Raw genomic sequence first — 26143 nt, forward strand, 5'->3', positions numbered from 1 at the left:
GGTGCGGCTCCACTTCCGGCGGCAAGAACGCGGAGCAGGCTCGGCACACTTCGAAACTTCCCGCCCGCAAAATGCCTCCTGCAGCAAGTCACAGCCCGTCACGACAGCCATTCCAACGGCTCGGTGATTCTCGTGAGCCCAGACGATATCGTGACCTCCGTGACGCAGCTGCCGCGGAACCAAATGGTTCAGATCATCCGCCTAGCCATAGCCGGCGCTGCATCCGGCGTCTTCCTTGCAGCGGTGCTCCTTTGGACGGTGATCGGCTTCGTTCCCGAACTCGCCGGCGGCCTTCCAGAGCCCCTTGCGGAGTTCGGCGCCCCAGGTGCCTGGTGGCCGCTGGCGGTGCTCATCGCCTCGATCGCCGTCGGCTTGCTGACCGCCAAAGACCTTCTCCCTCCCTCGGTCCCGCTGGCCACTGTTGCGGTGGGCGCCTGCGGCTCAGCGGCAGCGCTCATGGGCGTTGCCGGATACTGGCCGTGTTCCGGAGACCAGTCCCCCGGCTGGACTGCGCTGCGACGGACCTTTGACATCTTCGGCGGCACAATGGAGACCCCGTTCGGGCAGGTCCGAGGCTGTCCCTCCGCGATGCCCCTCGGACTCCAGGCCTCCCGCATCCTCGCACTCTCGGCGATCGTAATCCTGGCCGCCAAGGCCATCTCCCTGCTGTTCTCATCCGGGGTCCATGCGTTCAGAGCCCGTCAGGCGAAGCATCTGGTCCTGTTCGCCGGCCTCAGCGATGAGACCCTGCCTGTTGCGAAGGCGCTCCGGCTCTCGCTCACCGAGAAGGAACAGCTCATCTTGGTCTCAGCGGGCGAAGACCCTCAGAGACTCCATGCCGTTGCACGCGAGATCGGTGCGCTCGCCCTCGCGCTCGATGTCGGTGACCGAGCCTCTGTCCAAAGATTCCTGGGTTCGCGCCGTCCCGGCTGCTTGCGCGGCGTCTACCTGATGTACACAGACAATGCGCTCAATCTGAGGGCAATGGACCACTTCCTCGCAGCCTCCTCGTTCACCGACCACACAAGCGAGATCCCCGGCCGCCTGGTCGTGCGCATTGACAATTCGTGGCACGCCGAGGACTGGAGGCGGACGGCCATGACCACGTCCGAAGGATGGCTCCTCGACGCGGTGAGCTGCCATGAGCTGGCGGCTCGACATACGGTCCAGCGGCTGCAGGAGGAGAACATCGACCAAGTGATCGTCTCCGGCACATCGGCATTCGAGCTTGCGGTGCTCGCTGAGCTCGCGTTCCAGCACAGGGTGCAGGCCACCGTCAGACATTCCCGAGCCGCTGTCGTCCCTCGGGCGACGATAGCCGGCCCACGTGGCAACGAGATCGCTGCGCATTTCGCCGCCCAGCTCGAACGCTTCGGCATCCGCTCCCACCCCTTCCTAGAGTCGAGCGGCGAACCGATCGAGCATCTGATGGCGCGCGATGCCGTGGCATTGCTGCAGTCCGGCGACGGAGAGGGCGAGTCCACATTCCTCGCGGCACGGCACCCGTCATGGCGGATCCTCGTCTGGGACGAAACGGTGCGAGGGGTCAGCGCACGGTTGGTCGGAGGGATGTCGAAGGTGGGCCCGACTTTCGATCCCGTGCCCGGCCAGGGAGTCGACATTTGGGACTGGCTGGGCCGCATCGCGCACCAACGCTATCTCGCGATCTGGAGGAATGGAACGCCGACCGTGGGGGACAGCGTCTGGGGGCGATGGGACGAGGATCTGAGTGCGTTCACCAAGGAAAGCAACATCCGCTCGTTTGTCTCCGTCTCGCGGGCCCTTGGCCGGATGGGACGGGTGTGGGCGACCCGGCTCGGAACGGCCCCCAGTTCACAGGAAGCAATCCGTCTCACCGACGACGAGATGACCTCGCTCGCCCGCATGGAACATGATTCCTGGCTGCGTCACCACGAAGAGTATGGATGGAGCTATGCGGAGGAAAGAAACGATCGCCTCAAGCGCCATCCGATGATGATCCCTTGGGAGGAACTCGACCTCGACGCCCGCCGAAAGGACGTCGAGGCGGTGCAAGGAGCAATCGAACTCTTCACGGCCCTCGGTTTCGTGCTCGCCCAATCGAGCGCCACCCCGGGGGCATGAATGACCACCGGCCCAGACCCGGAAGAGCAATGTGGTCAGCTCTTTGAACGCGTTGGCGTGGTGCGTGCGGTCCAGCTCGCGGAAGACTGGACGTGGACGACAAGGCGAGGCAGCACGCTCCGGGCCTCGGCAGGCGACTGGCGCATCCTTGACGGGACGGTTTCGTGGTCCGTCAAGGACGAACTGTTCCCCGCCGCCTACGAACACGTTCGGGGAGACAACTACAAGCGGGTCGGCCTCGTCAGGGCACGACAAGCGTCGAGCGAGGAAACGATCAGAACTCTCGAAGGCCACGCCACGGCTCTCCCCGGAGACTGGGTAGTAACAGGGGCTCTTGGCGAGAAATGGCCCGTGAGCGACCAAGATTTTCAAGCACGATATCGCCTCCACGGGGCCCCATAGCTCCCTGGCCCCCTAAGGTCCCTCCCGCTCAGCCGTCACGCGACGATCTGCCCACATCCTGCCCTGAGTGCTGGCTCTCGCCGCACGCCGCCCCGTCGAGTGTGACGATGTGGGCACCGAACTACGGCGGTAGCTACCCATTCTGCGGCGGCCAGTACGAGGCCCAGAAGGCACCGCCGATTTCCCCGCCCTAGACACGAACCACGACGGTGTCGATGTGCGTGTGTAGCCGTACTTCATCGCCTGTTCCTCCCCAACCGCGTCGCGGCTTCGTCGAGAGCTGCCTTCACCCACGCCGTCAGTCTCCATAATCCGAACCCGGCACCAGTGACGAGGCTGGCGAGACCGATCCCGGCAGTGATGTCCAGCCACAGCTCCCAGTGCTGGGCAAGAGCCCACTGGATGCCGACGACCAGCGTCCAGACTGTCTGCACGCCCATCAGCAGCACCACGGCAACGGGGAGCAGGACGAGTCCCATTCGGGCTGCGGCAGCCCATCCCAACGGCTTCTGGAGGCGCTCGGCGACGGCAACGAAATGCTCCGCGCTCCGCCTGGCAGCATCGAGGCGTCCGATGGCCGCATCCACCGGTTCCGCGGCCCCGTCTGCAGCTGCGGAAGCCGTCTGTTTTATTGCCACTACCGCCTGCTCCCTCGTCGTGTTGATGGACCGCCCAGCAGCGTTGAGAGCCCGCTCGTACTTTTCGACGAACTGGGCAGCCTGTTCAGAGTTCCATGCCGTCGTCTTCTCGACCCGAATCGTGGCGGTCTTCAGTGACGAAACGGCGGCGCCGATCTGCTTCCCGTCGATCGCGCTGACGAATGCGCTCAGCGTCCTCCCGATCTCGTGCAGCTCTTTCCTCATGCTCTCGCTCGTCGAGGACTCGCTGGGCGCGGGCGCGGATGCCGCCGTGATCGATTGCCGGAGCCGCTTCTCCATGGCCTCGATCTGCCTGCCCGTCTCCTCGTCCATGACCTTCACGTACGAGGCGAGTTTCTGCTGCCGCTCCGCCATTCCCGCGAGCCGGCTGTTCTGCGCCTCGACGGCGGCGAGGAGTGAGGTCAACAACTCCATCGTCTTCTCTTCCCGCGTCTCGGACTGCGCCTGTTGCGCGTCGTGCCGCTTCAGCCGTTCGAGCGCTGCGCTCATGGTCCTGCCCCTTCTGAATCTGGTTCTGCTGGTGGTAGTCGAAGAACGCCTGGGCGCCCTCGGGGGTGAAGTCCGCCGAGAGCACCGAGGTGCGCTTGCGACGCTCGGCCCGGCCCGTCTCACCGCGCCGGTCTTCGATGTAGAGCGTCCAGGTCTCGAGGCCTTGACGTTTTCCCTTCTTGGCGACGGATGTGTGGAGCCGTATCCGCGGCACGAGCTGCCCGTGGTCGCCGGGCGACTGATTCTGCTCGTCGAGCACTGCGGTGAGTCCTGCCTTGCTCGTCGAGCGGGGGTCTTCGAGAGCGGCCATCATGCGATCGCCCATCTGGCGGTCGAGAGAGCCTTCTGCGAAGTCCTCGCGGCGAAGCTCCCAGTCCTTCGGCTGATGCTCCATGCGCTTGACCACCGAGAGGCCGTGCTCGAGCATCAGCTCGTCGTTGGCCGACTGCACGCCGCGCTGGTCACCCGCCTTTCGGTCGTGGAACGTCCGGTACTGCGAGAGTGCCCTGCCGGTGGCATTGTCGTGGTTGATCACGATGATGTGGTTGTGCGCCTTCCCGCCGCGGCCGTCGATGTGCGTGACGACGAGCGCGTCCGCGTTCGGGTGCATCTTCTTCGCAAGTAGGTATCCGAGGTCGTTGACGCGCAGGACGTGCTCGGTGTTCTCCGGATCGAATTCCTCGTCGCTGAATGACTGCCGGTAGTGCAGCGCCTCGACCTCACGGCGGGTGTTCTGCGTCAGTGCACGTGCCCGTGCGGCGAACGCGCCTGGCGGCCCCGGCACGTCGCAGGTGACTGCTGCACCCCGCGTGTCGTCCTTCCCCCTGACGTACCGCTCGGTGTCGGCAGCGCTGTTGCTCGGGCTGTAGTGCGTCGTGCTCACTGTGCCCTCCGATCACCCAACAGCTCTCGGACCTCGCGGAGCAGGCCGATGAGTTCGGGGATGTCGACGCTGAGGGAGACTGCTTCACCTGCACGGGCACGGCGGTCGAGGTCGTTGACATTGATGGCCAGAGGCCGGATCTGCGCGGCCAGTGTCCTCACGTCCGTGGATGCCTGTGCCCGCTGCTCGCCGCCGATGAGGGCCGCTGCAATGGCAGCATCGAGCTCATCCGTCCGTGACGCGTGGAGCGCGTCACGGACGACGGCCTTCACCCACACGCCGGGCTGGAGCCCGAGGCGGTACGCGCGAGCGCGCACCGCTGGAAGGGTCGTGTGGCCGAAGTCCACGTCGAGCTTCGCTCGACTGCCACGACGCTTCGCGCCGTGACTCTGACGGACAGCTTCCGCAGCATCCCGACGGGCGTTGCTTTGGGTGTCGGGCTGCTGTTTCACCTGTACGTCAGAGCGGCAAGCAGTAGCCCCGTCAGACACTTCGCTGGCGCTCGTGTCTTCCGGTGCTGCTTGCGAGGGGGCTGTGCCCCCTTCGATCCCCCGGAGGGAGTCGTGAACTCGTGGTCCATCATTCCCCCGCTCCGAAGGTCCGAGGTGGGTTGAAGTAGCCCGTCGGCGCTGATGAGTCTGCCGACGCCGGGCGACGCATACTCTTTGCGCTCTTGCCCTTGGCGGCTGCGAGGGCATCGACGGCCTGTCGGGCGAGCGCTTCATGCAGGGCCGGTTCCTGCTCGCGGAGCAGTTCGATCACCTTCGCGTCGATCTTCTTCTGCTCGGCAGCGGCCTCCCGCTTGAGCTTCGCGATGCGTTGCGCGGCCTGTTTCTTGGCTTTGGCGATCTCGGCGTCGAGGTTGGCAGTGATGGTGTTCGTCATGATGACCTTCCGTTCCAAGGTGCTGTTGTGCGGAGCCGATCCCGCGTTGACGGCGACCGCCAATGAGGCGGTCCGGGCTTTGGTTAGTACGGCGGGCGGTCGGCGTCGCCGGGACTGGCTCCGACCGGCATCGCCCTGAGCGGGCAGCCCGGGACGCAGTGGCCGTACAGAGTCGCTTCGCTCTGGAAGATCTCTTCTCCTTTGGGGAGGTTATTGACTGTTGGCGGCGACCATTGCGGCCGCGCGGTCGAGAAGGAACGGTTGGCCGTTCCGGCGCTCGTGGTGCTTGGCGCGGCTCGGGATCGCCGCAAGTGCCGCTTGGTAGAGCAGCCAAGCTTGGTCGCTCGCCGAGTACGACGTTCGGCGCAGGAAGCCGATGACGACCAAGTGGTGGTGCATCTCGCGGAAGAGGGTTCCAAGGACCGAGAACTCCCAGCGCGAGTGGTCGTCGGCGAAGTCACCGAGCTGCTTCAGCCTCGGCCGTGCACCGTCCAGCGTGCGCTCGACGATCTGCTGGCCCCCATTGATCTCCGGAAGCTCCCCGCTGGTGGGCACCGCAGTCACGCCCCCGCCCGGCGACGCCTTCACCTTCGCCGCCAGTGACGCGTACACGCCTTCGATCGAGGCGAACGGCGCGGAAGCCCTGCCTGTCTCTCCAGCGCGGGCCAAGACACCCTTCCCGATGGGCTGCCGAGTGAACGTCACCCAATGGTCCAGCAGGAGCTCGTACCAGCCATGCTCCTCCCGAAGGACGCGCTTCGAGGACGCGACGGTGTGGTCGTAGAAGTTCTCCGGCAGCGCTGTCATGAGGTGGTATCCGCGGCCGGACATCGAGGTCTCCGTGTAGACGAGGCCAGGGAGTCCGAGCAGGTTGGCCGCGATCTCCGCGGGGCAGTCCGGCTCGATGTCGACCACCATGAGGCCGTCGGTCTGGGCCCGAAGGTAGAACGCATGGTTGGCCGCGTCCGGTAGCCGCTCGGTCAGCTCGCGCAGGGTGACCAGGCATTCCTCGCCGATGGTCCACGCCCCGCGCACCCTGCCGATATCTAGCAGCGCGCGCATGTCTATGGGCACCTTGCCCCGCCCTCCGGGGTCTCCGAGCCGTCCGGAGACGGTCCACCGGGCGGCGTCGGCGAGGGTTCCGATCGCCGGGTTGCCGTAGAAGCCGAGGAACTGTTCGTAGAGGCGGGCCGTGCTGCCCATCACTGCACCTCCGCGGTCGTGTCGCCAGCCTCGCCGAGCTGGTCGAGCTCGGCGAGGGTGAGGCCGAGACGGCCCAGATCGTCGAAGAGGCGCTGGTCGATCGCCTGGGAGGTCACGGCCATCGCCTGGAGGTCGGGGTGTCCGTTGAACATCGGGCTCCCGCGGAGCACTGACGCCCGTTCGGCAGCGATGTCCGGCGCCATTCCGTCGGCGAGGAGCCGTTCGACCCACCGCTGCATGTCGAGGTCGTGCAGCTGGCGGGCGGCCTTGAGTGCGGCGACGTCGGAGGCGGTGACACGTGCGGTGCCGGGAGGCACCAGGACCCACGTCTTGGGGCGTTTGCTCTTCGGGTCGGGGACGACCTGCTCGACTACCCAGCCAGCCTTGCGCAGGTCAGGGGCGACCTTCTTCAGCTTCCCGCTGACGCCCCTCTGCTCGGGCCAGAACCGGTCGTCGACGGGGCGCGGCAGCAGGTCGTACAGGGCCTTCCCCGTGCCCTCCCAGCGGCGGGTGACCTGTCCGGAGATCGCGGCGAGGAACTTGTCGGTGGCCACGATCTCCTCGGAGACCAGCTCGTGGGACAGCATGTAGTGCTCGAGGCCATTCGTGCCGATGGCGAGGTCGATGGCGGCCGGGACCTCGGCGAAGTCCGCCATGCGCGGCTTCTCGGCGAGGTTCACCTTCGGAAGCATCCGCAGGGTCTGGGCGACGAGATCGAACAGGCCGCCGACCATGGAGGGATAGGCCTCGTTCCACAGGGCATTGAGCTCACGCTCCGACCGGCGCTCCGTACTGGGGATCACGCTGAGCTCGGCCCAGACGCACCGCTCCGCAAAGTCGCCCGCGAGGGCACCGACGTCGATGCCGGTGAAGCCGACCACGCACTGGAACTCGATGATGCGCTGTTCGTCATCCGTGTACAGCGCCCGGTCAACGTCGGACCCTCCGGTGACGGCCTGGCAGAAGATGTCGCTCTGCCACTTGGGGATGGATGAGAGGTTGTCGAAGCCGTTGGCGCGCGAGCTGTTCAGGGAGTGCATGAGCTTGGTGGCGTCCTTCGGGGGCATGCGGACCTCGGCCTTGGAGGGGTCGAACAGCTGGAACGTGCGTCTGAGTGCGCTCGACTTGGCGGTGCCCTGTTCGCCGAGGAGGGCAAGGATCGGGCAGGGCAGCCCGACCAGCACCACGGCACCGACGAGCCAGCCGCGGATCACCTGACGGTCGTGGTCGCGGGGGGCGTTGACGAAGGTCCAGAGCTGATCGAGGTCGCCGCCCGGCTCCGGGGTCGGCAGTGGGAGGGTGAGAGAGGTCCGTCGGAAAAGCACGGGAACGTCCGCGTCGCCGTCGAGGACCTCCCACCTGTCGGGGGTTATGCGGACGACCTGCTCCGCCTGGTTGCCGAGGTCGACGTAGACCTCGTCGTCGTTCGGGCGCGCCACACGGAGCGAGAGCTTCACAGGCTCGGTCGCGGTTGCCAGGCACTCGAGCACATCCATCGCCTCGGCAAGCGCGTTCTGTGAAGCGGTCTTGCCGGTCATACGGTAGTAGAGGCCGCCGAGTTCCTTCCGGACTGAGCGCTTGTCACCCCTGAGCGAGCGGGTCACGTGGCCGCCCTTTGCTACGGCGAACGGCTTGTCATTGGTGTCTACGCCGAAGTCGAAGCACTCGAGCGCCAGCTCGACGAGCTGCTGCGCCACCGACTTCTTCTGTTTCGACCTGGCCGCCGCGGGGAGGTTCTCGTTCTCCTGTGGTGCGTTGTTAATGGAGTCAATATCTGACTTGATTGATCAATGCCTTTCGGATCGTCTACGAGCGGCCACTCGTGATCTGCATCGGTGGAGTTTCTTGGAGAGCCCTCGCCTCGGCGGGGGCTTTCTTCATCTGGTTCACGTGCCGGAAAGAAGCAGCACCTCATCAGAAGTGAGCCCACGGGGCCCGGTCCTGATTCGGACGGTTTGTCGGTGCGATGCGGAGTCGCGGAACTGCGGGAACTTCCCCCTGACTTCTCTTCCGGCACCCCACAGCTCCTTCTTCTTCGACCTACAAGGAGAGAAGTAGGGGGATTCCGTCCGCACCTCCGCAGGCTCGGGCCTGCCTTCTGCGTGTCCACCGGGGAGAGGACCGCGCGGACGCTCTGCGGAACCGGGTGTGGCCCCTCTTCCGCATTAGGTTCCGCAATGCTTCCGCAACACACTCCGGCTTCTTGACGAAGGTGAGCCGGGTGTCCGGCGATCTGCACGGACCGCATCGGCCGCTGGCTCCGGAGCATGCAGGCCACGGGAACTGGTCAGCCGACAAGGTCGCGCGGCCTGTTTTCCCGTTCACGCATCCAGGCATTCAGGTCTTCGGGGTCAATGCGCCAGCGCGCGGCCTTCTCAGGGCCGCCGACGTTGATCGCCCGGAGGTCGCCCTCGGCGATGAGCTGGCGGATCCACCAGGGGGTCACGCCGACAACCAGCGCTGCGTCCTTCACTTCCAGGAGTGAGTGTTCGCGGCCGATGCTGTCAAGGATGCTGGTCAGGGTTGTGTGAACGGTGCATTGCATAACGGTGCCTCTCGGACTTCGACCTGAAGTTCCGATGCCCGTACGCGTCGGGCGTACGTCGGCCCCCGTACGGCCTCCTGGCCGGTTTTACTCGCCTCGTTCGAGACGCGCGCAGCACATGCGGCTGCGCCTAGGGCGTGTCTCCTAATAGGGTTGCCCAGATGAGGGCGGCGTGGAGGACTGCGCCGGCGCGGTAGGTGATCGCGAGTTTGTCGTAGCGGGTGGCGATGCCGCGCCACTGCTTCACGAGCGCGAATGATCGTTCGACGACGTTGCGGTCCTTGTAGGCGTCGGCGTCGAAGCCGGGCGGCCTGCCGCCCTTGCTGCCCTTGCGTTTGCGGGACGTGATCTGGTCGCTCTTTTCCGGGATCACCGCCCGGATGCCGCGGGCGCGGAGCATGCGCCGGTTCACACCGGACCCGTACGCCTTGTCCGCCAGGACCGCGGCCGGGCGTGTGCGTGGACGTCCGCCGCCGGCCCGGGGGACCCGGATGTCGTCGAGGACCCGCTTGAGCATCGCCCCGTCGTTGCGCTGTCCGCCGGTGACGACGATCGCGAGCGGGAGCCCGTTGCCATCGACGGCGTGATGGATCTTCGTCGTCAGGCCGCCACGGGAGCGGCCGATGCCGTGACCGGCGGGCTCAGCTTCCTCAAGCGGCAGATTCTTGTGATTCGACACGGCCCCCTGTGTCCTGGTCGGGGCGGGTGGTGTTCGTCGCGTGCTGGTGCGCACGCGCGATCGTCGCGTCCACGGACACGTCCCAGTCGATCAGCCCCGCCGCATCCGCCTGGGAGAGCAGCACGTGCAGCACCCGGTCCCAGGTCCCGTCTCCGGCGTAGCGGCGGTGCCGCTTCCAGACCGTCTGCCAGGGCCCGAACTCTTCCCGCGGCACGTCCCGCCACGGCGTCGAGGTGCGGAACCGGTAGATGATCCCATCGACAATGCGGCGATCGTCACCGAACGGGTGACCACGCCGTCCAGCGTTCGAGGGCAGCAACGGCCCGATCAACGCCCACTGCGCATCCGTCAACCGGCGATTACGAGAGTCCACAACAGATACCACCCACCCACAATCTCGCGTCAATCACGAGGCATATGGGAGACACGCCCTAGACGGTTCGGCTCCGTGGAGCCTGGCGCTTGCAGCGTATCAGATGAGTATCGACGTGTATATCGACGTGTAGTAGTGTGCGGGGATGTGAATACTTCTTCCACTCCTCATCCAGAACTCGAGGTGCCGCCCGAGAGCACAATGCTCAAGGCGGCCTATCGGAAATCCGGGCTGACAGTTGCCGATCTCGGAGCAGCCGCCGGCCTGAGCGTCGCTGCCGTACACATCGCACTGAACGGCATCCGATACCGCGACGGCAAGGCCAGAGTCGCGATCCCGACGGATCGCACGTTGGTCAAGCTGGCCTCCACGCTGCGCATCCACCCGGACGTCCTCAGGGCACACGATCGCCCTCGCGCGGCCGACCTGCTCGTCGAAGCCAGTCGCGTCGAGGCCGGACAGGACGTCTCCTTCGCATCCGAGCAAGAAGCCCGAGTGGCCGTGGCGGCCCGCTCGGTCCTCGCAAGGCAGATCCTCGCGGTGTTCTCGGACGAGGAGCTCCGCGCCGAACTCGAGCGCCGTGACCGGATCGAGCACAATCTCATGAAGCGCGAGTCCGAGGTGGACCTCGCCGAGACCCTGACGACCGAACGATGGCCGCTATGACGGTCCATGACCTCTGGGCAGGGCTGTCTAGGGCTGAAGTCGCCCAGAAGCGCGCACGCAACGCCCCGCGCTGGCAGAGGAGGTGGCGGGAGGGCGTCGGCCGGGAAGCGCCTCAGCGCAAGCAGTCGTACAAGGAGCACCAGAAGGCCCAGGCTTACCAGGATGACGCCAACCAGATGGGCCTCCCCAAGGCCCGAGCGGTACGTGCAGCCTCAGTCACCGTCGGCACCCTCCTGGACCGCCATCTGACTGCCAAAGCAGACCCCGGCAGCTCCCCAAACACGGTCAGCACGGATCGTCACCACGCAACGGCAGTGCGGGAGGCGTTCGGTGACCGCGTCGTGTCGACCCTCGACACCACCGACATCGAGATCTGGTCCCGGCGTCCCGGCCTCGCCGCATCGTCGCGGAAGAAGCAGGTCGAGATCCTCCGTGCCGCCTTCAAGCGAGGCGTCCACGACAGGCTCGTGGACACCGACCTCACCGAGGGCATTGTCGTGTCCCTCGGCCACGTAGAACGCCCCTATTGGTCGTCCGAAGAGCTCATGGCCGTCATAGCTGCCACACCGAAAGTTGCAGACAAGGCTCTCTTGGGGGTCTTGGGCCTCATGGGATTGCGTTCAGGCGAGGCACGGTCGCTGCTTGTCGGGAACCTGATCGAAGGCAGGCTTTGGGTGAGGAACTCGGGGTCCGGCACGGACACGACAAAGACCCGTGCGAGCCGACGCAGACTCCCGGTGCCTGATACGGTGCTGCCTTGGCTGCATCAACACGTCGGCGACCGTGCCGGTTCAGCTCCTCTGTTCGAGAGTCCCCGCAAGCCTGGCGAGCCGGTCCAAAAACGGTATGTCTCTGATGTCCTCACACGCGGTGTCACCAGAGCGAATGAAGGCCGGTCCGAACAGATCGCGCGTATCAACGTCCACGGGCTCCGGCACACCTTCGCCGCCATCGCGCTGTCCGAGGCCGGCGGCGATATCCTGTCGGTCAGCCGGGCACTGGGGCACGCCAAGCCGTCGACCACACTCAACGAGTACGGCCACCTAGCCCCCGCAGGACTCGAGCCCCTCATGGGCAGGATTGACGAGATCGTGGGCGGGAAAGGAGCGTAGGCGTGGCTTCTCTCATCTGTCCCGCGCCGCCCGGAAGAGAGCGAGCCGGATTTTGCTTGACTTTGTCGTTCGCTGACGCCACCTGCTGGCTTCGCCCGACCCCACGGCGTCTTCGTCTTAAGTAGGCATTCCGAGACTCGACGCCAGCCCCACCAAGCCATAGAAGAAAGGGTTCTGGGGTAGCGGGCTCTTCTTCCCGAGGATCTGTCCCTCTACTCCGCCCGAACCTTCGTCCCCTAAAATCAGACTGATTCGCTCGAGGTTGACATCTTTCAGGGGGCTTAAGCCTTGATCCACCGATCGGGTGTTGGGTCCGGCGGTCCTGTGCGGGCGGTGGATGATGGATGTTTCGGGCAGGGGTGGGGGCGCGGCCTCGCTGCCGGCGGTGTTCCACTTCTGGTGCTGTTCGGGGCCTCGCGGGGCCAGGCTGCGTCTTCCTAGGGCATGGACGGCGGGGCGTGGGCGGCGGTGAAGAGCTGTTCCCATGCGTTCTGCCAGGGCCAGTTCGCCGGCAGCCGCAGCCGGATCTTCCGGGCGCTGGCGGCGATCCGGGCCGGGAGGTTCACGAGCTTGCGGCGGATGGTCCCGGTCCTGGCTTTCGCGAAGGGGCCGGCGGCCAGGGTCCCGGCCGCGCGGGCGAGGTTGAAGGCCATCACCGCCGCGACGAGCCAGGCCGAGTTCGCCGCGAACTTCCCCGAGGGCAGGTGCGCCAGGGCGCTGTCCTTCAGGTCGGCGTGGACCTGCTCGATGACCGCATGGGCACGGTGCGTGGCATCGGCCGCGACAGTGCCCAGGTCCTGGGCGGGGACGGTGGTGAAGAAGGCGTGGTGCCGGTGCGTGTCGAACAGGGTCCCCTGCCCGTCGGGGGCCTTGGGGTTCAGGTCCGGGATGCGGCGCACGACGAGCCGCCCGGTGACCTGTTCGGCCTTCTTCCGCGAAGCGAAGGCGGTGAAGGGGACCTCGGCGACCTCCGCCCGGGAGATCCAGGTCCCGGCGGCCTGGTCGAAGACCGCATCGGTGTACTCGATCGCCGTCCAGGCCTCCGATGGGATGGCGGCGATGGCACGCTTAACTGCCGGGTCCAGGCGCACCGTGACCGAGACCTCGGCCCCTGCCGCGAGGGCGGCGGCGACGGTGGGGTGCCCGTAGAACGCCGAGTCGGCCCGGACCAGCGCCCTCCCCGGCGTCCCGGCGCGGCGCAGGGCGGAGAGGGCGTCGGCGACCAGCCGGGACGCCCCGCGCGGGGACGCCGCAGCGCCCTTGCGCAGCCGCTGGGCCAGGATCACCGGCGCGCTCTGGGCCGTGGTGGCGGTGGCCAGCAGGGCGTTGAGCCCGCGGACCCCGGAGTACCCGAAGCCAGCGCCCTGCTTGGCGTGGCCGTGGACCTCGATGATCGTGTCGTCGACGTCCACGAACACGAACTCCCCGACGGCCGGGGCGTCCAGCAGCGGAGCCCGCGCGGCGAGGTTCGCCAGGAAGCGGGCGGCGACCGCGTCGAGCTGGCGGACGTGGCCGAAGGCGAACGCGCGCAGGAAGGAGCCCAGGGTCGAGGGCGCGTAGCAGGCCTTGAAGAGCCTGCCCATCCCGCCGTGGCGCAGCAGGGCCATGTCATCGATCGAGTCCGCCCCGGCGACCATCCCGGCCACCAGCGAGGCGATCTTCAGGCCCGCGTTCGCGCCCTTGTCCGTCGGCACGCTCAGATGCGCGTCGGTCAGGGCCCGGAGCCCTGCGGCCTCGGCCAGGCGCATCACCGGCAGCAGGCCTGCCGCGGAGACGAGGTTCGGCTCGTCGAAGGACACCGCCACCGCGGCCTGACTGTGGGAAACTTGCACCTACGAGATGCCCTCTCATCCTCAGGGAACTGGTTCTGTCGCAAGTCCAATTCTCCCCGGGATGGCGGGCATCTTGCCCTTAATTACGCCACGCCGCCACGAACCCCATCGGTGGATCAAGGCTAAGTGGATGCTGCATCGGACACCGAGGGCAATCTCGAAACCGGCCGATACGTCGCCGACACCCATCTGTCGGTGGAAGAGAGCACGCACGCCCAACCTGCACGCCGCGCTCCACGTCGTTGGCCCTATGTTGTGGCAATTGTCTTCCTGGCCGCGGGTTTGGTCACATTCGGAGCTGGCTACGCCTACACCACAAACTCTGCCGAGCAATGGCGCTTAACGTCCGAGAAGACATCGTCAGACCTCGCCTCGATGACAGGCGATCGCGACAACATCGCGCAGAAGAACAAGACCCTGACCTCACAGCTCGGCGACACGACCAGCAAGCTGAACGACACGACGACTCAACTCAACTCGGCCAACGACCGGGACTGCTGAAGGTTCGGTTGACTCCTGACTCCAGAGGTTCTGAGGTTCCTCTGGTGGGAGGATGTGAACCATGGCGAGGCCGTATCCGAAGGAGTTCCGTGACGATGTCGTGGCCGTGGCCCGGAAGGGCGAGGCGCCGCACAAGCAGATCGCGAGGGACTTCGGGATCAGCGAGGCGACGCTGTTCAACTGGCTCAAGGCCGCCGACGCCGCTGATGGTGCCCGGCCCGGCGCGGGCCCGGAGCAGGCCTCGGCCGAGGTGAAGGAGCTGCGCCGGCGGGTGCGGCTGCTCGAGCAGGAGAACGAGGTCCTGCGCCGCGCGGCCGCTTACCTCGCCGCCGGCACGCTCCCAAAATGATGTACCCGCTCGTCCGCGAGCTGGCCGCCCCGGAAGCGCCCGTGAGGGTACCGGTGGCGGTGACGTGCCGGGTGCTGGGCTTCTCCAAGCAGGCCTACTACCAGTGGCTGAAGGGCCCCGTGACGGACCGGGACTGGAACGAGGCCCACCTGGCCAACGCCGCCATGGACATCCACACCGACGACCCAGCCTTCGGGTATCGGTTCATCGCCGATGAGCTCGCCGAGGCCGGCTACCAAGCCTCGGAGCGGCGCGTCTGGAGGGTCTGCTCGGCGCACGGGGTCTTCAGCGCCTTCGGCAAGCGCAAGGGCCGGCGCCCCAGGCCCGGCCCGCCGGTGCACGACGACCACGTCCGACGGGAGTTCACCGCCGAGGCCGTGGACACCCTGTGGCTGACCGACATCACCGAGCACCGCACCGGCGAGGGCAAGCTCTACCTCTGTGCGGTCAAGGACGCCTGCTCCAACCGAATCGTCGGGTACTCGATGGATTCGAGGATGGAGTCCTCCCTCGCCGTCGCAGCCCTGCGGATGGCCGTGCACCAGCGCGGACCTGTAGGCACCATCGTGCACAGCGATTAGGCCGAGGTTCTCGTTATGCCGAGGAAGTGTGGTCTGGCCTGTGCCGGGGCGGGTCCGTGACGGTTTCCTCGGCTTAACGTTTGTGCCTATCGGAGGCTGTTGAGGACGCCGATGGCCTCTTCGGTGAGCCGGGCCGCCGGGGCTGTGGGGGTGGCGGCGTTGATCGCGTCGCGCATCATGTCCAGGGTCGCGAAGGCGTAGAACGCGTTCGTGGTCGAGGTGTTCTCGTGGCCGAGGAGCCGCATGATGATCGGCAGTGGGATGCCTTGCTGGTAGAGGTCCATCGCCTTGGTCTTGCGCAGCATGTGGCAATGGACCCGTGCCGGGATCGAAGAGCTGACTGCGCGGGCGGTGTCGGCGGCCGCGGCGAGTATGTTCGCGACGGTGTCTGTCGACAGTGGGACGGGCTGGCCGTGGCGGAGACTGTAGAACAGTGGCCGGCTCGCCTGCAGACTGGCGTGGTCCGGGTGGAACTCGTCGAGGTAGACGCGCAGGTGCGCGACGGTGGTGTCGGTCAGCGGGACGACGCGGGTCTTGTTCCGTTTCCCGGTCAGTGTCACCCGGCCGGGGGTGGCCAGGCTGATGCTGCCGAGGGTGAGGCCGGTGATCTCGCTGACGCGTGCGGCGGTGTCGTAGAGCAGGATGAGCAGCATCCGGTTCCGGCGTGACTTCCCGGTGCGGCCGGTGTGCGCGGCGAGGATCGCCCGGGTCTGGTCCTGGTCGAGATACTCGATAGGGGCCTTCGGCGCGGCGGGGGCCCGGAGCGTGGCCGCGGCGTTGCGCACCGCGACGAGGGTGATGTCCTCGGCGGCGGCATAGGCCAGGAACGCGCGGACCGCGGTGAGGCGGAGCGTGATCGTGCGCGGCGCGTAGCGCTGGTGCTCGTTCATCCAGGCGATCCACGCTTTCAGGTGCGCCCGGTCGAAGCAGTCGAAGGTGACATCGTCACGGTCGATGCGCGCGGTGCCGGTGAGGAAGCTCAGGAAGCATTCCAGGCTGATCCGGTATGCCTCGATCGTCTTCACTGACGCTCCGCGGACGGTGGGCAGGTAGGCGTGGAGGAAGTCTCGGGCGAATGCCCAGAAGTCGGGGGCGTCGGTGACGGGGTGGCGTTTCATTCGAATCCCACCTCCGGCAGCAGGATCCTGCTGCTCTCGCGGGTGATCCCGGCGTAGGCGTGGAGGAAGTCCGGGGAGGTGTGCACGTAGTAGTAGGTCGAGTCGATGCTCGCGTGGCCCATATAGACGGATAGGTAGGGCAGCATCGCGGCCACGTCGGTGCCGTCGGTCATCCAGCGTTCCAGGTTCGCGTAGGCGAAGTGATGCCGGAAGTCATACGGGCGCGGCTGGGTTCCGCCGGACGGGCGCGGCAGGCCGGCCTGGTCCCAGATGCGGTGGAAGATCACCCCGACCGACGCCGCGGTCACGGGTGTCCCGGCCGCGGAGACGAAGAACGTGTCTCGTCCGCGGAACCGCTCCCGTGAGACCTCGTCGCAAAGGCGGAGCACCGTGGTGACCTCGTCGGTGACCGGCAGCCGGCGGCTGCGTCGTCCCTTGGACTCGACGATCGTGACATGCCCGGTTTCGAGTTCGACGCTTCCACGCTGCAGTGCTCGGGCCTCGCCGGTGCGTATCCCGCAGGAGTGCATGAGTGTGAAGAAGGCCACCGCCTGCCACTGCCACGGCGATTCCGCCGTCACGTCGGCGGCGGCCGTGAAGAACCGCTCGATCTGCGAGTTGGTGAGCAGGAATGGGTGGGCGCGGACGAACGGGGCTTTCCAGGCGCTGCTGAGCACGTACGCGTCCGGGTCGCGGTGGGCGGCCAGCCACCGGCCGAAGTCACGGATATACGACATCCACGAACGGTAGGTGCCGCAGCTTTGCAGCTGTTCTGTCACCCATCCTTCGACGGTGGCCCGGTCCAGGGCGGTCGCGCCGTGGCGGGTGCAGTACGCGTCGAAGCGCTTCAGATACCAGATGCGGGAGCTGCCGGTGAGGCCCATCGCCTCCTTGAACGCGAGGTAGTCCTCCAGAGCCGCCGCGAACACGCTGGTGAATCCGTGGCCGCTCATGATCGTGGCCCCGCCGGGGCCGGCAGCACGCAACCGCGCAGCCGCTCATCGTCGAGGGTCAGGTAGACCCCGGTCGATTCCTCGCTGGCGTGCCCGAGCACCGCGGAGATCGTCGGCAGCGGCGTCGCCGCCCGAAGCAGCCGGGACGCGGCCGTATGCCGCAGCAGGCGTGTCCCGGCCCGCGGATCGACGGCACCGGCCGCGGCGAACACGACGGTGGTGATCCGATGAATCGTCGCGTGGTCGGCCAGCCCTGTGTGCGGGGCCACCTGCCGTAGGAACACATGATCCACGCCGCCGGCGGGCCGCTCGGTCAGGACGTAGTCGGCAAGCCGGGCTGTGAGCAACGGCGGCATCGGCAGCGTGACCGGGTTGCCGGTCTTGTGCTGGATGATGCTGATCGTCCCGGCCCGCCAATCGACATCCCGCAGCCGGAGGCCGATGATGTCGCACGCCCGCAGCCCCGTCAGCAAAGCCAGCAAGGTCACGGCCGCGTCCCGTGCCGTCACCACGCCCGGTGCCGTGCACGCGTCCACGACGCGGCGCACATCATCATCCGCCATGACAGGCATCACTGGGTGCGGACGGCGCACCCCGGCAAGGCTCACCGCATCGACCAGGTCCCGGCGGCCGGTGAACACCAGGAACGGGCGGAAGTTCGACACCACCCAGAACAGCGAGGTCTTCGCCCACCCGCTCTCCAGCAGCGACTCGAGAAAACCCGTGACCGTGCCCGCCCGCGCCCGGACGAGGTCGGTGACCCCATGGTCCTCGAGGTAGACGAGGTAGCCGCGGGCGACCCGGCCATACGCCTCTCGCGTCGCATCGGCCAGAGCGCGCTCAGCCATGTCGGCCGCCCACGCGGCATCAACACCGACGAATCCCGCCGACACCGGGTAGCGTCCTCCACCACCGCGCCTACGCGGCTGAAGCGGCACTTCCCCGGTGTCGATGAGCGCGTCGAACAGTCCCACCAGCCGCCTGTAGTCGAAGCGGCGCTGCGCACTGAACCGGCCCGTCCGCGGGCTCGTCGTCAACGACGCGAACACCGCCCCAAGCTCGCTCGTATACGCCCCGCCACGCCCAGCGATGAACACCCCGAGCGCGCGGATCGTCTTCTGGTACTGCCCGATCGTCAGCTCCGCATACCCCGCCGCCCGCAACGTCGCGACGACGAGACCGCCAAGACGAGCAACTGTCGTATCCATCACCGTTGTCCCTTCCATAGCCGGATGGATACGGCGGACACTACGTCGGCCAGCCCGACGTCGTTAAGCCGAGGAAACCGTCACGGACCCGCCCCGGCACAGGCCAGACCACACTTCCTCGGCATAACGAGAACCTCGGCCTAATCCGAGTTAAGCCGAATTCGGCTTAACTCGGACAGGGGCAGCCAGTTCAGGTCCAAGAAGTACGTCCGGCTCCTGCGCTCCCACGGCCTGAAGGGGTCAATGGGAAGGGTCGGGGCGTGCGGAGACAACGCGGCCATGGAGTCATTCTTCGCCCTGCTGCAGAAGAACGTCCTCGACACCCGCACCTGGGCCACCCGAGGCGACCTCCGCCTCGCGATCATCACCTGGATCGAGCGCACCTACCACCGACGCCGGCGCCAGCGCAGGCTACGCCGTTTGACCCCCATCGAATTCGAAGCAATCATGACCAAGACCGCCGCAGAGGCGGCATAGCCGAAGAGTCAACTAAACCTTCAGCAGTCCCACCGTATCCGATCCCTTGCTAATGAGAAGGCCCAGATCGGGGATCGTGCAGCCGTCCTCGCAGAACTCATTGCCGACTCGCAGAAGGTGACCAACGAGACGGCCGCCTGCATCCACCAACACCAAGACCTCGAGTCATTCCTTAGCGGCCCACGGCCGTACGACCAAGCATCGATGCTGAACCGCTCCAAGTCGGTTGACTCGGTATGCGAAGTGGCTTGGAAGGACACCAACAACCTCACCAGCTCGATACAAGGACTGAGCAAGTGAGTCGCGCTTGCACCCTCCGAATCGCCACAGTGAGCTCCTTTGTCGTACTTTCTCTAGCGGGTTGCGCACTCGCCCCGGTGCCACCGCCCCCATCCGACTTCCGGCCAGCCCAATCGCCGATGGCAGCGTCCGTGTCCGGCTCTACGGTAGCTGCGCCCGCACCGGCCGTGACAGCGGCCGGTTTCAGCAAGTACGAGAAGGCTGCCTTGCGCGTTCGCAACATCGGCTGCGGCGTCTCATCCGGATCCGGGTTCGCCATCGCAGACCATGTCTTCATCACCAACCGCCACGTCGTGGGTGGCGCCACACTGCTCCAGGTGAGCACATACGACGGCAGAGACATCACCGTCAACGCCGTCGGCGCCGTTGTAGTCGCCGACCTCGCCCTCGTCTGGACACAGGAAGCGCTCCCAGCTGCAATCCAGCTAGCACATTCAAACCCAGCCGCAGGCACGGAGGTATCGGTGGTGGGCTACCCGCTCGGAGGTGAACTCACTACCACCAACGGCCGCATCGTGAAGTACGGACCCGATCCGATCGGATGGTCTTCGCTGCCCATGATCTACAGCGACGCCCCCATCGCACCCGGCAGCTCCGGGAGCCCAGTCGTGGATGGCTCAGGCCTCCTCGTGGGCGTCGCCTACGCCGGCGGCGCAGGTCAGGCGATCTTCGTACCAGTCGAAACCCTCGCCCAGGTCATCAAGGACCCAGCGAAGTATTCAAACCGGTCGAAGTGCGACGGAGCGCTCTGAGAAGTACGCAGCCTACCGACGCCGTCGAACTCATGCGCCTCTCGAACAGGTGCGCCCCAGATGCGCCCTGGACCGGAGAAATCTGCTGATTTTCAAGCACAAACGGCGTCTACATCCATGCTTTGCAAGCAGGGGGTTAGGGGTTCGAGTCCCCTTGCCTCCACCGAAGGACAAGAAGGCCGGCTCCCTCTCGGGGAGCCGGCCTTCTCTAGTTGCCGTACGCGGCGTTGAACTCGGCCAGCGCGTCGTCGAGGAAGCGCTGCGCCACGCCGTCGCCTGTGGCGGGGATGGCCAGCCGCCCGTCGGCGAGCTTGAGCCCGAGGGCGACCGCGCTCCTACGCGAGGCGGTGAGCGCCGCCTCGGCGCTGCGGGCGGCCGCCTCGTCGTTGCTCCGCACCGCGGCGAGCATGTCCAGCGCGTGGGCCATGGCGGCGCCGTAGTCCGCGGCCGCGGCCGACCACGGCGCGACGTCCGCCGCGTACCCCTCGCCCCCAGGTCCCTTGAGCTGTGTCAGCAGTTCGGGGACCTGCTGCAGGATCCGGGCGCGGTCGGCGAGCCCCGAGGGCAGGGGCGTGCCGCCCCGGTAGGCGGACCAGAACGCGTCGACGTCGCGGGACAGCGCGGGCGCGGGGTGCACCAGGTCGTCGAGCTGCCAGTTCTGGTTCAGGTCCGTGAACGCCCGTAGCGCAGAGAGCGCGGCGGAGTCGCCTCCCGCGAGTGACACGAGCGCCGCATCGAGCGCCTCGTAGGGCCGGTAGTCCGCCCCGTTCCATGTCATGTCCGCGAACGTCGCGATGCCGGGCAGGGACGCGTACGCCTCCGGCATGGGGTTCGACACCATTCCGACGACGTACTTGTACAGGTCCGGGTCGCGTCCTTCGACCGGCGCCAGGAACAGATGCTCCGGCGCGAAGTCGTTGACGGGGAAGTTGTCCCAGATGAGGACCGGGCGCCGCTTGCCGGGCCCCCCGTACACCGTCTGCGCCGTCTGTGCCGCGTCGCCCGAGATGCGGTGGGAGACGACCTCCGGGCCGGTCCACTGGACGACGATTCTGGGATCGAGGTCGCGCCCGAGCCGTGTCTTGTAGGCGTCCTTGGTGGTGCCGCTGTAGTTGGTGGGGACCATCTGGAGGGGCGAGAGGTCGGGGTGGTCCGCGGTGAGGCGGTCCCGCAGGCTGTTCAGGAAGGACGCCTGCGCCTGGGCGAGCGCTCCCCCGTCGCCGGGAGCGGTGAAGCGGGTCTGGTCGGAGCGGCACCTGAAGGACCCGCTGATGTCGTCGAACGGCACGATGAAGGTGCGGATCCCCAGATCGTAGAGTGAATCGATCTTGGCCACCGCCGCGTCGAGGTCGGACGCTCGGGAGTAGCAGATGTCGAGGCCGGGCGAGAGGGCGTATGCGACGTTGATGTGGTTCCGGGACGCCAGGGCGACCACATTGCGGAGGCCGGCCGCGCCGTCGGACGTGTAGAGGTCGCGCCAGCGCTCCCGGGCGAACGGGTCGTCCTTGGGCGAGTAGAAGAACGTGTTCATCTTGGCGCGGCCCATGGCGCTGAGCACGTCGCTGCGCGCCTGGTCTGTCCACGGGGTGCCGTAGAACCCCTCGATCACGCCGCGGGTGGCCATGAGCGGCCAGTCGGCGACGCTCACGGCCGCAAGCCGTCCCCCGGCCAGCAGGTCGCGAAGTGACTGGACGGCGTAGAACGAGCCGTGGGCGTCGGCACCGGCGAGGATTGCCGCGGGATGCCCCTCGAGGGTGCCGGTCGCGAGCACGTAGCCCTCCGGGCGGCCGAGGGCCTCCTTGCGCGGTCCGTCCTCCGCCGCCGCCTTCACGGAGTCGAGCGCCGTGGCCAGGGGCCCGCCCTCGGCCCACGTTCCGACGAGGATCACCGTGGAACCGCTCGCAGCGTCGGCGGCCGACGGCGCCGTCCCCACCTCGCGCGCGACCTCACCCAAGAGCGCGGTGAGGGAATCGACGGTCACCGGGTCGGCGCCGTCGGCCGCGACGACCGTGACCCGGCCCGAGAGGTCGAGGTCGATTCCGCTGCCCGAGATGTGCTGCGGGGCGGGGTGCAGGGCTGGCCCGCTGTACGGGACCGGGGCCGCCTCGTGCCGTGTGGCGATCCAGGCCGTCACGATTCCCACGGCCACGAGAGCCACGACCACGGTCACAATCCACGCGCGCAGGCGCCGCCGTCGCCGGGCCTTCGAGGGGGTCTCCACGTCACCAAGGGAACCACATCCGCCCCGCGCGCCACGAACCGCCCGTAGAGTGGGCTGGTGATCCCCCTCCTCGTGGTGCTCGGCGTTCTGGGCGTCTCCGCCTCGGGTCCGCTCATCGCCGCCACGCTCGGCGGGACGTCGGTGACCGCCCTCGCCATCGCGTTCTGGCGCAACGCGCTCGCCGCGGTCGTGATGGCCGCGCCCGTCGCCGTGCGGAGCCCGGGGCAGTTCCGCCGGCTGGGGCGCCGCGAGTACTTCTGGTCCGCCGTGGCCGGGGTGGCCCTCGCGTTCCACTTCGTGTGCTTCATCCTCTCGCTGACGCTGACCTCCGTCGCGGCCTCGACGGCCCTCGTGTGCCTGCAGTCCGGGTGGATCGCGGTGTTCTCGCTCGTGCGGGGGCGCAGGCTGCCGGCTGCCGTGCTCGTGGGCCTGGGTCTCGCGTTCGCCGGCGTCGTTGCCATCACGGGCCTCGATCTCGGGTCCTCCCGCGAGGCTGTGCTCGGCGACGTCCTCGCCGTGGCCGGTGGCATCCTTGCGGGCCTCTACACGATGGCGGGCGGCAAGGCCCGCCAGACCATGAGCACGGGCACGTACACGACCGTCTGCTACAGCGTGTGCGCGCTCCTGGTCGCGGTCATGGCGCTGGCCACGGGGCAGCGGCTCACCGGCTTCGAGCCGATCGGCTGGGTCGGCATCGCGGCGATTACCCTCGCGGCGCAGATCGTGGGGCACACGGCGTTCAACTACCTCGTGGCGACGCTGAGCCCGCTCGTCGTCTCGATGTTCATCCTGCTCGAGATCCCGGGCGCTGCGCTGCTCGCGGCGGTGTTCCTGCACGAGGTCCTGCCTGCCGGGACCTACGCTGGGCTCGCGCTCATCCTGGCCGGCCTCGCCGTCGTCGTGCTCGGGCAGCGTCGGGTCCGCCAAGGGAAGGGCGCGACCGCGGCGCTGGAGCCTGAGCTCGGGGCCGACTGACCGCGGTCAGACTCCCCCGCGCTTGGCGAGCGGCTGGTTCGCCGCGTGGATGGCCCGCAGCAGCTTGGCCGGGTAGTAGACCGAGAAGATCACGGCCATCGGTGCGCGCAGCGCGATCTTCTTGATGTTGTGCGCCTTGTACGTGCGGTCGAACCGCTGCACGTAATACCGGTAGTCCTTCGGCGAGTCCTCGAGCCGCCGGGCAGACATTCCGGAGACCATCTCGGGCCAGTACTGGATCCGCAGGCCCTGCTCGGCCAGATGCAGGGACAGGTCGATGTCCTCGTGCATCTCGTCCCGCTCGTCGCGGCACGTCCTGGCGCGGATGGCCTCCCACGCGGAACGGCGCAGCGCCATGTTCGAGCCGAACAGGAAGTGGTACTCGTGCCGCGAGAGCTTCAGCAGCAGCTGGCGCACCTTGTCGTCCGCCTTGAGGCCGAACCGGCGCATCGGCATGTCGTAGTAGATCACCGGACCGGTTGCCGCCTGGACGTTCCGGTCGGCGAAGGCCCTCTGGACCTCCTCGACCCAGTCCGGCTCGAGCAGGGAGTCGGCGTCGATGCGGCCCAGGACGTCCCCCGTGGCGTGGTCGAGGCCGAAGTTGCGGGTCGGGATCAGGCCCTGCTCGGCGTCCTGGGTCAGCAGGCTGATCCGGGATTCCGGGTACTCGGCCTGCAGCTGGCGCACGATCTGCGCCGTCGAGTCCTTGGACATGTTGTCAACGACGATGATCTCGTGCGCCGGGACCGACTGGTAGATGGCCGCCGTGACGCACTGGCGGATCACGCTCTCCTCGTTGTACGCCGGGATCACGATCGAGACGCTCGGCGCCGCCGACGTCGGAGCGGGCGCGGCCGTCGCGTCGAGGAGAATGGTTTCCGGGAGCATCAGCACCAAATCTAGCAAGCTCTCCCTCGAGGCCGGCTCGTTGTGACGGATCCGTGTTGCGGTCTTGCGGCTGCAGCGCACGACGGCGGCACGCAAGAGGGCGCGGGAGCGCACCTTGTGCGTCTCCCGCGCCCTCCGGAGCTCGGGCCCTGGCGGCCGGGCGTCAGGCGCTCGGCGCCTGCGTGTCCTCGCCCTTGTTGCCGTTCGAGGCGGCATGGATGTTCTTCATTGCCGTCGCGGGGTCCTCGGCCACGTGCTTGCCCTCCGCGGCGCCGGACTCCTGCTCGGCGTCCTCGAGCACCGCCGCCTGGCCGGCATCGAGAGCCGCCGAGGCATCGGCATTCGCCTCGTCCTCGCCCTTCGGAGCCGCGGCGCCGGACCCGGCTGCGCCCGCCTCCGGCGCTGCGGGGGCCGGCTTCTCCGCCGTGATGACGGGCTCGCTGGCGGGGGCCGGGGAGGCCGGGACCGGCGCCGGCGTCACGGCGGGCGTCGTCGTGGTTGAGGACGTCGTGGTTGAGGACGTCGTGGTTGAGGTCGGCGCGGGCGGGACGGGGGCCGGCGGAACCGAGGCCGGCGTCTTCCACGGGTCCTCGACCGGCTTCGCGGCCTTCCACGCGGCGACGCCGGCGGCGACGGCCGCGGCGATCACCCCGAAGACGAGGAGGCCCCGTCCCTTCTTCTTGGGTGCGGGCAGCGAAGCCTCGTCCGCGGCCCTCCGCACGGCCTGCTGCGCGGCGACAACGGCCTCACGCGTGGCCGCGTCCGCCTGACGCACGACGCCGGAGTCCGCGAGCCGCTGGGCTACCGCGTCCACGTGCTCGGGGGCCGTGGCGAGGCCGCGGTTGACGGACTCCGCTGCGTGCGCAATGCCCTCGGAGAGCTTGGGCAGGTAGGTGTCGGCCGCGTCCTTGATCGCCGGTCCGGCCTTGTCCACGACCTGATGGAGGCGCGGCGCGGCGCTGTCCACGGCGTCGGTGATCCGGGGCGCGAGCTGCGAGAGACCTTCCTGGATCCTCGGCGTCACCACCGCCACGCCCTCGGCAAGGTTGTGGGCTGCTGACTTCAGCCCCTCCTGGATGCGCGGCGAGGCCGAGTCGAGTCCCTGCTGGATCCGCGGCACGGCCCAGTGCACGGCCGCATCTACACGCGGCTGCGCCCACTCACGCGCGCTCTCCACCCCCGAGGCGACGTTCTGCTGGACGTCGCGGGCGATCGACTCGGTCGCGTTCAGGCTTTTCTCCACTGGTTTCTTCACGGTATACCTCCGGGAATCTGCTGGAACCAACGCCAGCCTACGTGCCGTGGGTGGCGTAGGCTACGGTCACACGGCCGAGGTTGCCGAGAGGTTCCCCGATTTCACCGAGCGCGGAACGTCCGGGACCCCCGGTAGACGCTTGGCGCGCCGTGGAAGAATGGCCGCCATGAGCGCAATCGCAACCGCAAAGGCAACCATCCACACGAACCACGGCGACATCGTGGTCAACCTGTTCGGCAACCATGCGCCGAAGACCGTGAAGAACTTCGTGGGCCTCGCCACCGGCGAGCAGGCCTGGACCCACCCGGAGACGGGCGAGGACAAGACCGGCACCCCCCTCTACGACGGCACGATCTTCCACCGCATCATCAAGGACTTCATGATCCAGGGCGGCGATCCGCTCGGGAAGGGCATCGGCGGCCCCGGCTACAAGTTCGACGACGAGATCCACCCCGAGCTGACCTTCAAGGACCCGTACAAGCTCGCGATGGCCAACGCTGGGATCCAGGCGGGCCGCGGCACCAACGGCTCGCAGTTCTTCATCACCACGGTGGACACCAGCTGGCTGAACGGCAAGCATACGATCTTCGGCGAGGTCGCCGATGACGCCTCCAAGAAGGTCGTCGACGAGATCGAGGGCGTCCGCACGGGCATGCAGGACCGTCCGGTCGAGGATGTCGTGATCTCCTCGATCGATATCGAGAACCTCTGATTTCCTCGAGGCTGCATAACCC

Annotated in this window: 21 protein-coding genes and 3 pseudogenes; 9 read left to right on the top strand and 15 right to left on the bottom strand. The window is 67.5% G+C overall.

Going from position 1 to position 26143, the window contains the following annotated elements; all coding sequences use genetic code 11:
* The first annotated feature begins 159 nt into the window (after nucleotides 1-159).
* The gene (locus SCMU_RS00185; protein ID WP_229230967.1) at nucleotides 160-2103 is read left to right on the top strand and encodes a RyR domain-containing protein; all 1944 of its coding nucleotides are present in this window, start codon (nucleotides 160-162) and stop codon (nucleotides 2101-2103) included.
* A gap of 638 nt (nucleotides 2104-2741) precedes the next feature.
* Here the strand turns inward: SCMU_RS00185 and SCMU_RS00190 are convergent.
* From SCMU_RS00190 to SCMU_RS00225, 8 genes and pseudogenes are all read right to left on the bottom strand, one after another.
* Nucleotides 2742-3653, bottom strand: coding sequence for a hypothetical protein (locus tag SCMU_RS00190; RefSeq protein ID WP_229233127.1), 912 nt, complete (start codon nucleotides 3651-3653; stop codon nucleotides 2742-2744).
* Between the two features lie 469 nt (nucleotides 3654-4122).
* Nucleotides 4123-4536, bottom strand: a pseudogene (locus tag SCMU_RS00195) (relaxase/mobilization nuclease domain-containing protein); the annotation flags it as partial.
* Nucleotides 4533-4883 carry a hypothetical protein gene (locus tag SCMU_RS00200; protein WP_229230968.1) on the bottom strand — a complete coding sequence of 117 codons (351 nt, stop codon included), beginning with the start codon at nucleotides 4881-4883 and terminating at the stop codon, nucleotides 4533-4535. The pseudogene SCMU_RS00195 and the gene SCMU_RS00200, both read right to left, overlap by 4 nt.
* A gap of 232 nt (nucleotides 4884-5115) precedes the next feature.
* A complete protein-coding gene (locus SCMU_RS00205) occupies nucleotides 5116-5421 on the bottom strand; it encodes a hypothetical protein (protein WP_229230969.1) in 306 nt (101 codons plus the stop codon).
* Between the two features lie 210 nt (nucleotides 5422-5631).
* A complete protein-coding gene (locus SCMU_RS00210; protein WP_229230970.1) occupies nucleotides 5632-6624 on the bottom strand; it encodes a hypothetical protein in 993 nt (330 codons plus the stop codon).
* The gene (locus tag SCMU_RS00215) at nucleotides 6624-8321 is read right to left on the bottom strand and encodes an AICE element replication initiation protein (RefSeq protein ID WP_229230971.1); all 1698 of its coding nucleotides are present in this window, start codon (nucleotides 8319-8321) and stop codon (nucleotides 6624-6626) included. The genes SCMU_RS00210 and SCMU_RS00215 overlap by 1 nt, the downstream gene beginning before the upstream one ends.
* 590 nt (nucleotides 8322-8911) lie before the next feature.
* Nucleotides 8912-9169, bottom strand: a complete 258-nt coding sequence (locus tag SCMU_RS00220; RefSeq protein WP_229230972.1) for a helix-turn-helix domain-containing protein — start codon at nucleotides 9167-9169, stop codon at nucleotides 8912-8914.
* Between the two features lie 130 nt (nucleotides 9170-9299).
* A protein-coding gene (locus SCMU_RS00225; protein WP_443020157.1) for an IS5 family transposase occupies nucleotides 9300-10233 on the bottom strand; the annotation gives its coding sequence in 2 pieces (ribosomal slippage) (nucleotides 9300-9854 and nucleotides 9856-10233; 933 coding nt in all).
* Between the two features lie 135 nt (nucleotides 10234-10368).
* Between SCMU_RS00225 and SCMU_RS00230 the strand changes: the two genes are divergently transcribed.
* Together SCMU_RS00230 and SCMU_RS00235 are read left to right on the top strand one after the other, a co-directional pair.
* Nucleotides 10369-10887, top strand: a complete 519-nt coding sequence (locus SCMU_RS00230; protein WP_229230973.1) for a helix-turn-helix domain-containing protein — start codon at nucleotides 10369-10371, stop codon at nucleotides 10885-10887.
* Complete coding sequence (locus SCMU_RS00235; RefSeq protein ID WP_229230974.1) at nucleotides 10884-11999, top strand: site-specific integrase; 1116 nt, start codon at nucleotides 10884-10886, stop codon at nucleotides 11997-11999. The genes SCMU_RS00230 and SCMU_RS00235 overlap by 4 nt, the downstream gene beginning before the upstream one ends.
* A gap of 437 nt (nucleotides 12000-12436) precedes the next feature.
* Here the strand turns inward: SCMU_RS00235 and SCMU_RS00240 are convergent, their stop codons facing one another.
* Nucleotides 12437-13831: an IS1380 family transposase gene (locus SCMU_RS00240; protein ID WP_229230975.1), complete on the bottom strand. Its 1395-nt coding sequence runs from the start codon at nucleotides 13829-13831 to the stop codon at nucleotides 12437-12439.
* A 126-nt stretch (nucleotides 13832-13957) separates the two neighbouring features.
* Here SCMU_RS00240 and SCMU_RS00245 point away from each other — a divergent pair, with 126 nt between their 5' ends.
* Both SCMU_RS00245 and SCMU_RS00250 read left to right on the top strand, forming a co-directional pair.
* The gene (locus SCMU_RS00245) at nucleotides 13958-14332 is read left to right on the top strand and encodes a hypothetical protein (RefSeq protein WP_229230976.1); all 375 of its coding nucleotides are present in this window, start codon (nucleotides 13958-13960) and stop codon (nucleotides 14330-14332) included.
* A gap of 61 nt (nucleotides 14333-14393) precedes the next feature.
* Nucleotides 14394-15259 (top strand): annotated as a pseudogene (locus SCMU_RS00250) (IS3 family transposase); the annotation flags it as partial.
* An 89-nt stretch (nucleotides 15260-15348) separates the two neighbouring features.
* On the opposite strand, the gene SCMU_RS00255 reads toward SCMU_RS00250, so the two are convergent.
* The 3 genes from SCMU_RS00255 to SCMU_RS00265 are packed head-to-tail and all read right to left on the bottom strand — an operon-like array spanning nucleotide 15349 to nucleotide 18559.
* Complete coding sequence (locus SCMU_RS00255) at nucleotides 15349-16380, bottom strand: tyrosine-type recombinase/integrase (RefSeq protein ID WP_229230977.1); 1032 nt, start codon at nucleotides 16378-16380, stop codon at nucleotides 15349-15351.
* The gene (locus SCMU_RS00260) at nucleotides 16377-17333 is read right to left on the bottom strand and encodes a tyrosine-type recombinase/integrase (RefSeq protein ID WP_229230978.1); all 957 of its coding nucleotides are present in this window, start codon (nucleotides 17331-17333) and stop codon (nucleotides 16377-16379) included. Before SCMU_RS00260 ends, SCMU_RS00255 begins: the two co-directional genes overlap by 4 nt.
* Nucleotides 17330-18559 carry a tyrosine-type recombinase/integrase gene (locus SCMU_RS00265; RefSeq protein ID WP_229230979.1) on the bottom strand — a complete coding sequence of 410 codons (1230 nt, stop codon included), beginning with the start codon at nucleotides 18557-18559 and terminating at the stop codon, nucleotides 17330-17332. The genes SCMU_RS00260 and SCMU_RS00265 overlap by 4 nt, the downstream gene beginning before the upstream one ends.
* A gap of 141 nt (nucleotides 18560-18700) precedes the next feature.
* Here SCMU_RS00265 and SCMU_RS00270 point away from each other — a divergent pair.
* Both SCMU_RS00270 and SCMU_RS00275 read left to right on the top strand, forming a co-directional pair.
* Nucleotides 18701-19018: pseudogene (locus tag SCMU_RS00270) on the top strand (integrase core domain-containing protein); the annotation flags it as partial.
* 506 nt (nucleotides 19019-19524) lie between these two features.
* The gene (locus SCMU_RS00275; RefSeq protein WP_229230980.1) at nucleotides 19525-20070 is read left to right on the top strand and encodes a S1 family peptidase; all 546 of its coding nucleotides are present in this window, start codon (nucleotides 19525-19527) and stop codon (nucleotides 20068-20070) included.
* Between the two features lie 208 nt (nucleotides 20071-20278).
* Here SCMU_RS00275 and SCMU_RS00280 read toward each other — a convergent pair whose 3' ends face one another.
* The gene (locus SCMU_RS00280; RefSeq protein ID WP_229230981.1) at nucleotides 20279-22291 is read right to left on the bottom strand and encodes a glycoside hydrolase family 84 protein; all 2013 of its coding nucleotides are present in this window, start codon (nucleotides 22289-22291) and stop codon (nucleotides 20279-20281) included.
* 57 nt (nucleotides 22292-22348) lie between these two features.
* Here SCMU_RS00280 and SCMU_RS00285 point away from each other — a divergent pair, with 57 nt between their 5' ends.
* Complete coding sequence (locus SCMU_RS00285) at nucleotides 22349-23266, top strand: DMT family transporter (protein ID WP_229230982.1); 918 nt, start codon at nucleotides 22349-22351, stop codon at nucleotides 23264-23266.
* A gap of 6 nt (nucleotides 23267-23272) precedes the next feature.
* Here the strand turns inward: SCMU_RS00285 and SCMU_RS00290 are convergent, their stop codons facing one another.
* Nucleotides 23273-24154 (bottom strand): glycosyltransferase family 2 protein, encoded by an 882-nt coding sequence (locus tag SCMU_RS00290; RefSeq protein ID WP_229230983.1) that lies wholly within the window; start codon nucleotides 24152-24154, stop codon nucleotides 23273-23275.
* Between the two features lie 163 nt (nucleotides 24155-24317).
* A complete protein-coding gene (locus tag SCMU_RS00295; RefSeq protein ID WP_229230984.1) occupies nucleotides 24318-25397 on the bottom strand; it encodes a hypothetical protein in 1080 nt (359 codons plus the stop codon).
* A gap of 178 nt (nucleotides 25398-25575) precedes the next feature.
* Between SCMU_RS00295 and SCMU_RS00300 the strand changes: the two genes are divergently transcribed.
* The gene (locus SCMU_RS00300) at nucleotides 25576-26121 is read left to right on the top strand and encodes a peptidylprolyl isomerase (RefSeq protein ID WP_371829617.1); all 546 of its coding nucleotides are present in this window, start codon (nucleotides 25576-25578) and stop codon (nucleotides 26119-26121) included.
* The last annotated feature ends 22 nt before the right edge of the window (nucleotides 26122-26143 follow it).

It is taken from the genome of Sinomonas cyclohexanicum, from assembly GCF_020886775.1.
In the GTDB taxonomy this organism is placed as follows: domain Bacteria; phylum Actinomycetota; class Actinomycetes; order Actinomycetales; family Micrococcaceae; genus Sinomonas; species Sinomonas cyclohexanicum.

Excerpts from the sequence above, each read along its gene's own strand:
- SCMU_RS00190 (WP_229233127.1), bottom strand. The coding sequence starts at position 3,653 with ATGAGCGCAGCGCTCGAACGGCTGAAGCGGCACGACGCGCAACAGGCG.
- SCMU_RS00205 (WP_229230969.1), bottom strand. The coding sequence starts at position 5,421 with ATGACGAACACCATCACTGCCAACCTCGACGCCGAGATCGCCAAAGCC.
- SCMU_RS00210 (WP_229230970.1), bottom strand. The coding sequence starts at position 6,624 with ATGGGCAGCACGGCCCGCCTCTACGAACAGTTCCTCGGCTTCTACGGC.
- SCMU_RS00220 (WP_229230972.1), bottom strand. The coding sequence starts at position 9,169 with ATGCAATGCACCGTTCACACAACCCTGACCAGCATCCTTGACAGCATC.
- SCMU_RS00235 (WP_229230974.1), top strand. The coding sequence starts at position 10,884 with ATGACGGTCCATGACCTCTGGGCAGGGCTGTCTAGGGCTGAAGTCGCC.
- SCMU_RS00255 (WP_229230977.1), bottom strand. The coding sequence starts at position 16,380 with ATGAAACGCCACCCCGTCACCGACGCCCCCGACTTCTGGGCATTCGCC.
- SCMU_RS00260 (WP_229230978.1), bottom strand. The coding sequence starts at position 17,333 with ATGAGCGGCCACGGATTCACCAGCGTGTTCGCGGCGGCTCTGGAGGAC.
- SCMU_RS00265 (WP_229230979.1), bottom strand. The coding sequence starts at position 18,559 with ATGGAAGGGACAACGGTGATGGATACGACAGTTGCTCGTCTTGGCGGT.
- SCMU_RS00290 (WP_229230983.1), bottom strand. The coding sequence starts at position 24,154 with ATGCTCCCGGAAACCATTCTCCTCGACGCGACGGCCGCGCCCGCTCCG.
- SCMU_RS00300 (WP_371829617.1), top strand. The coding sequence starts at position 25,576 with ATGAGCGCAATCGCAACCGCAAAGGCAACCATCCACACGAACCACGGC.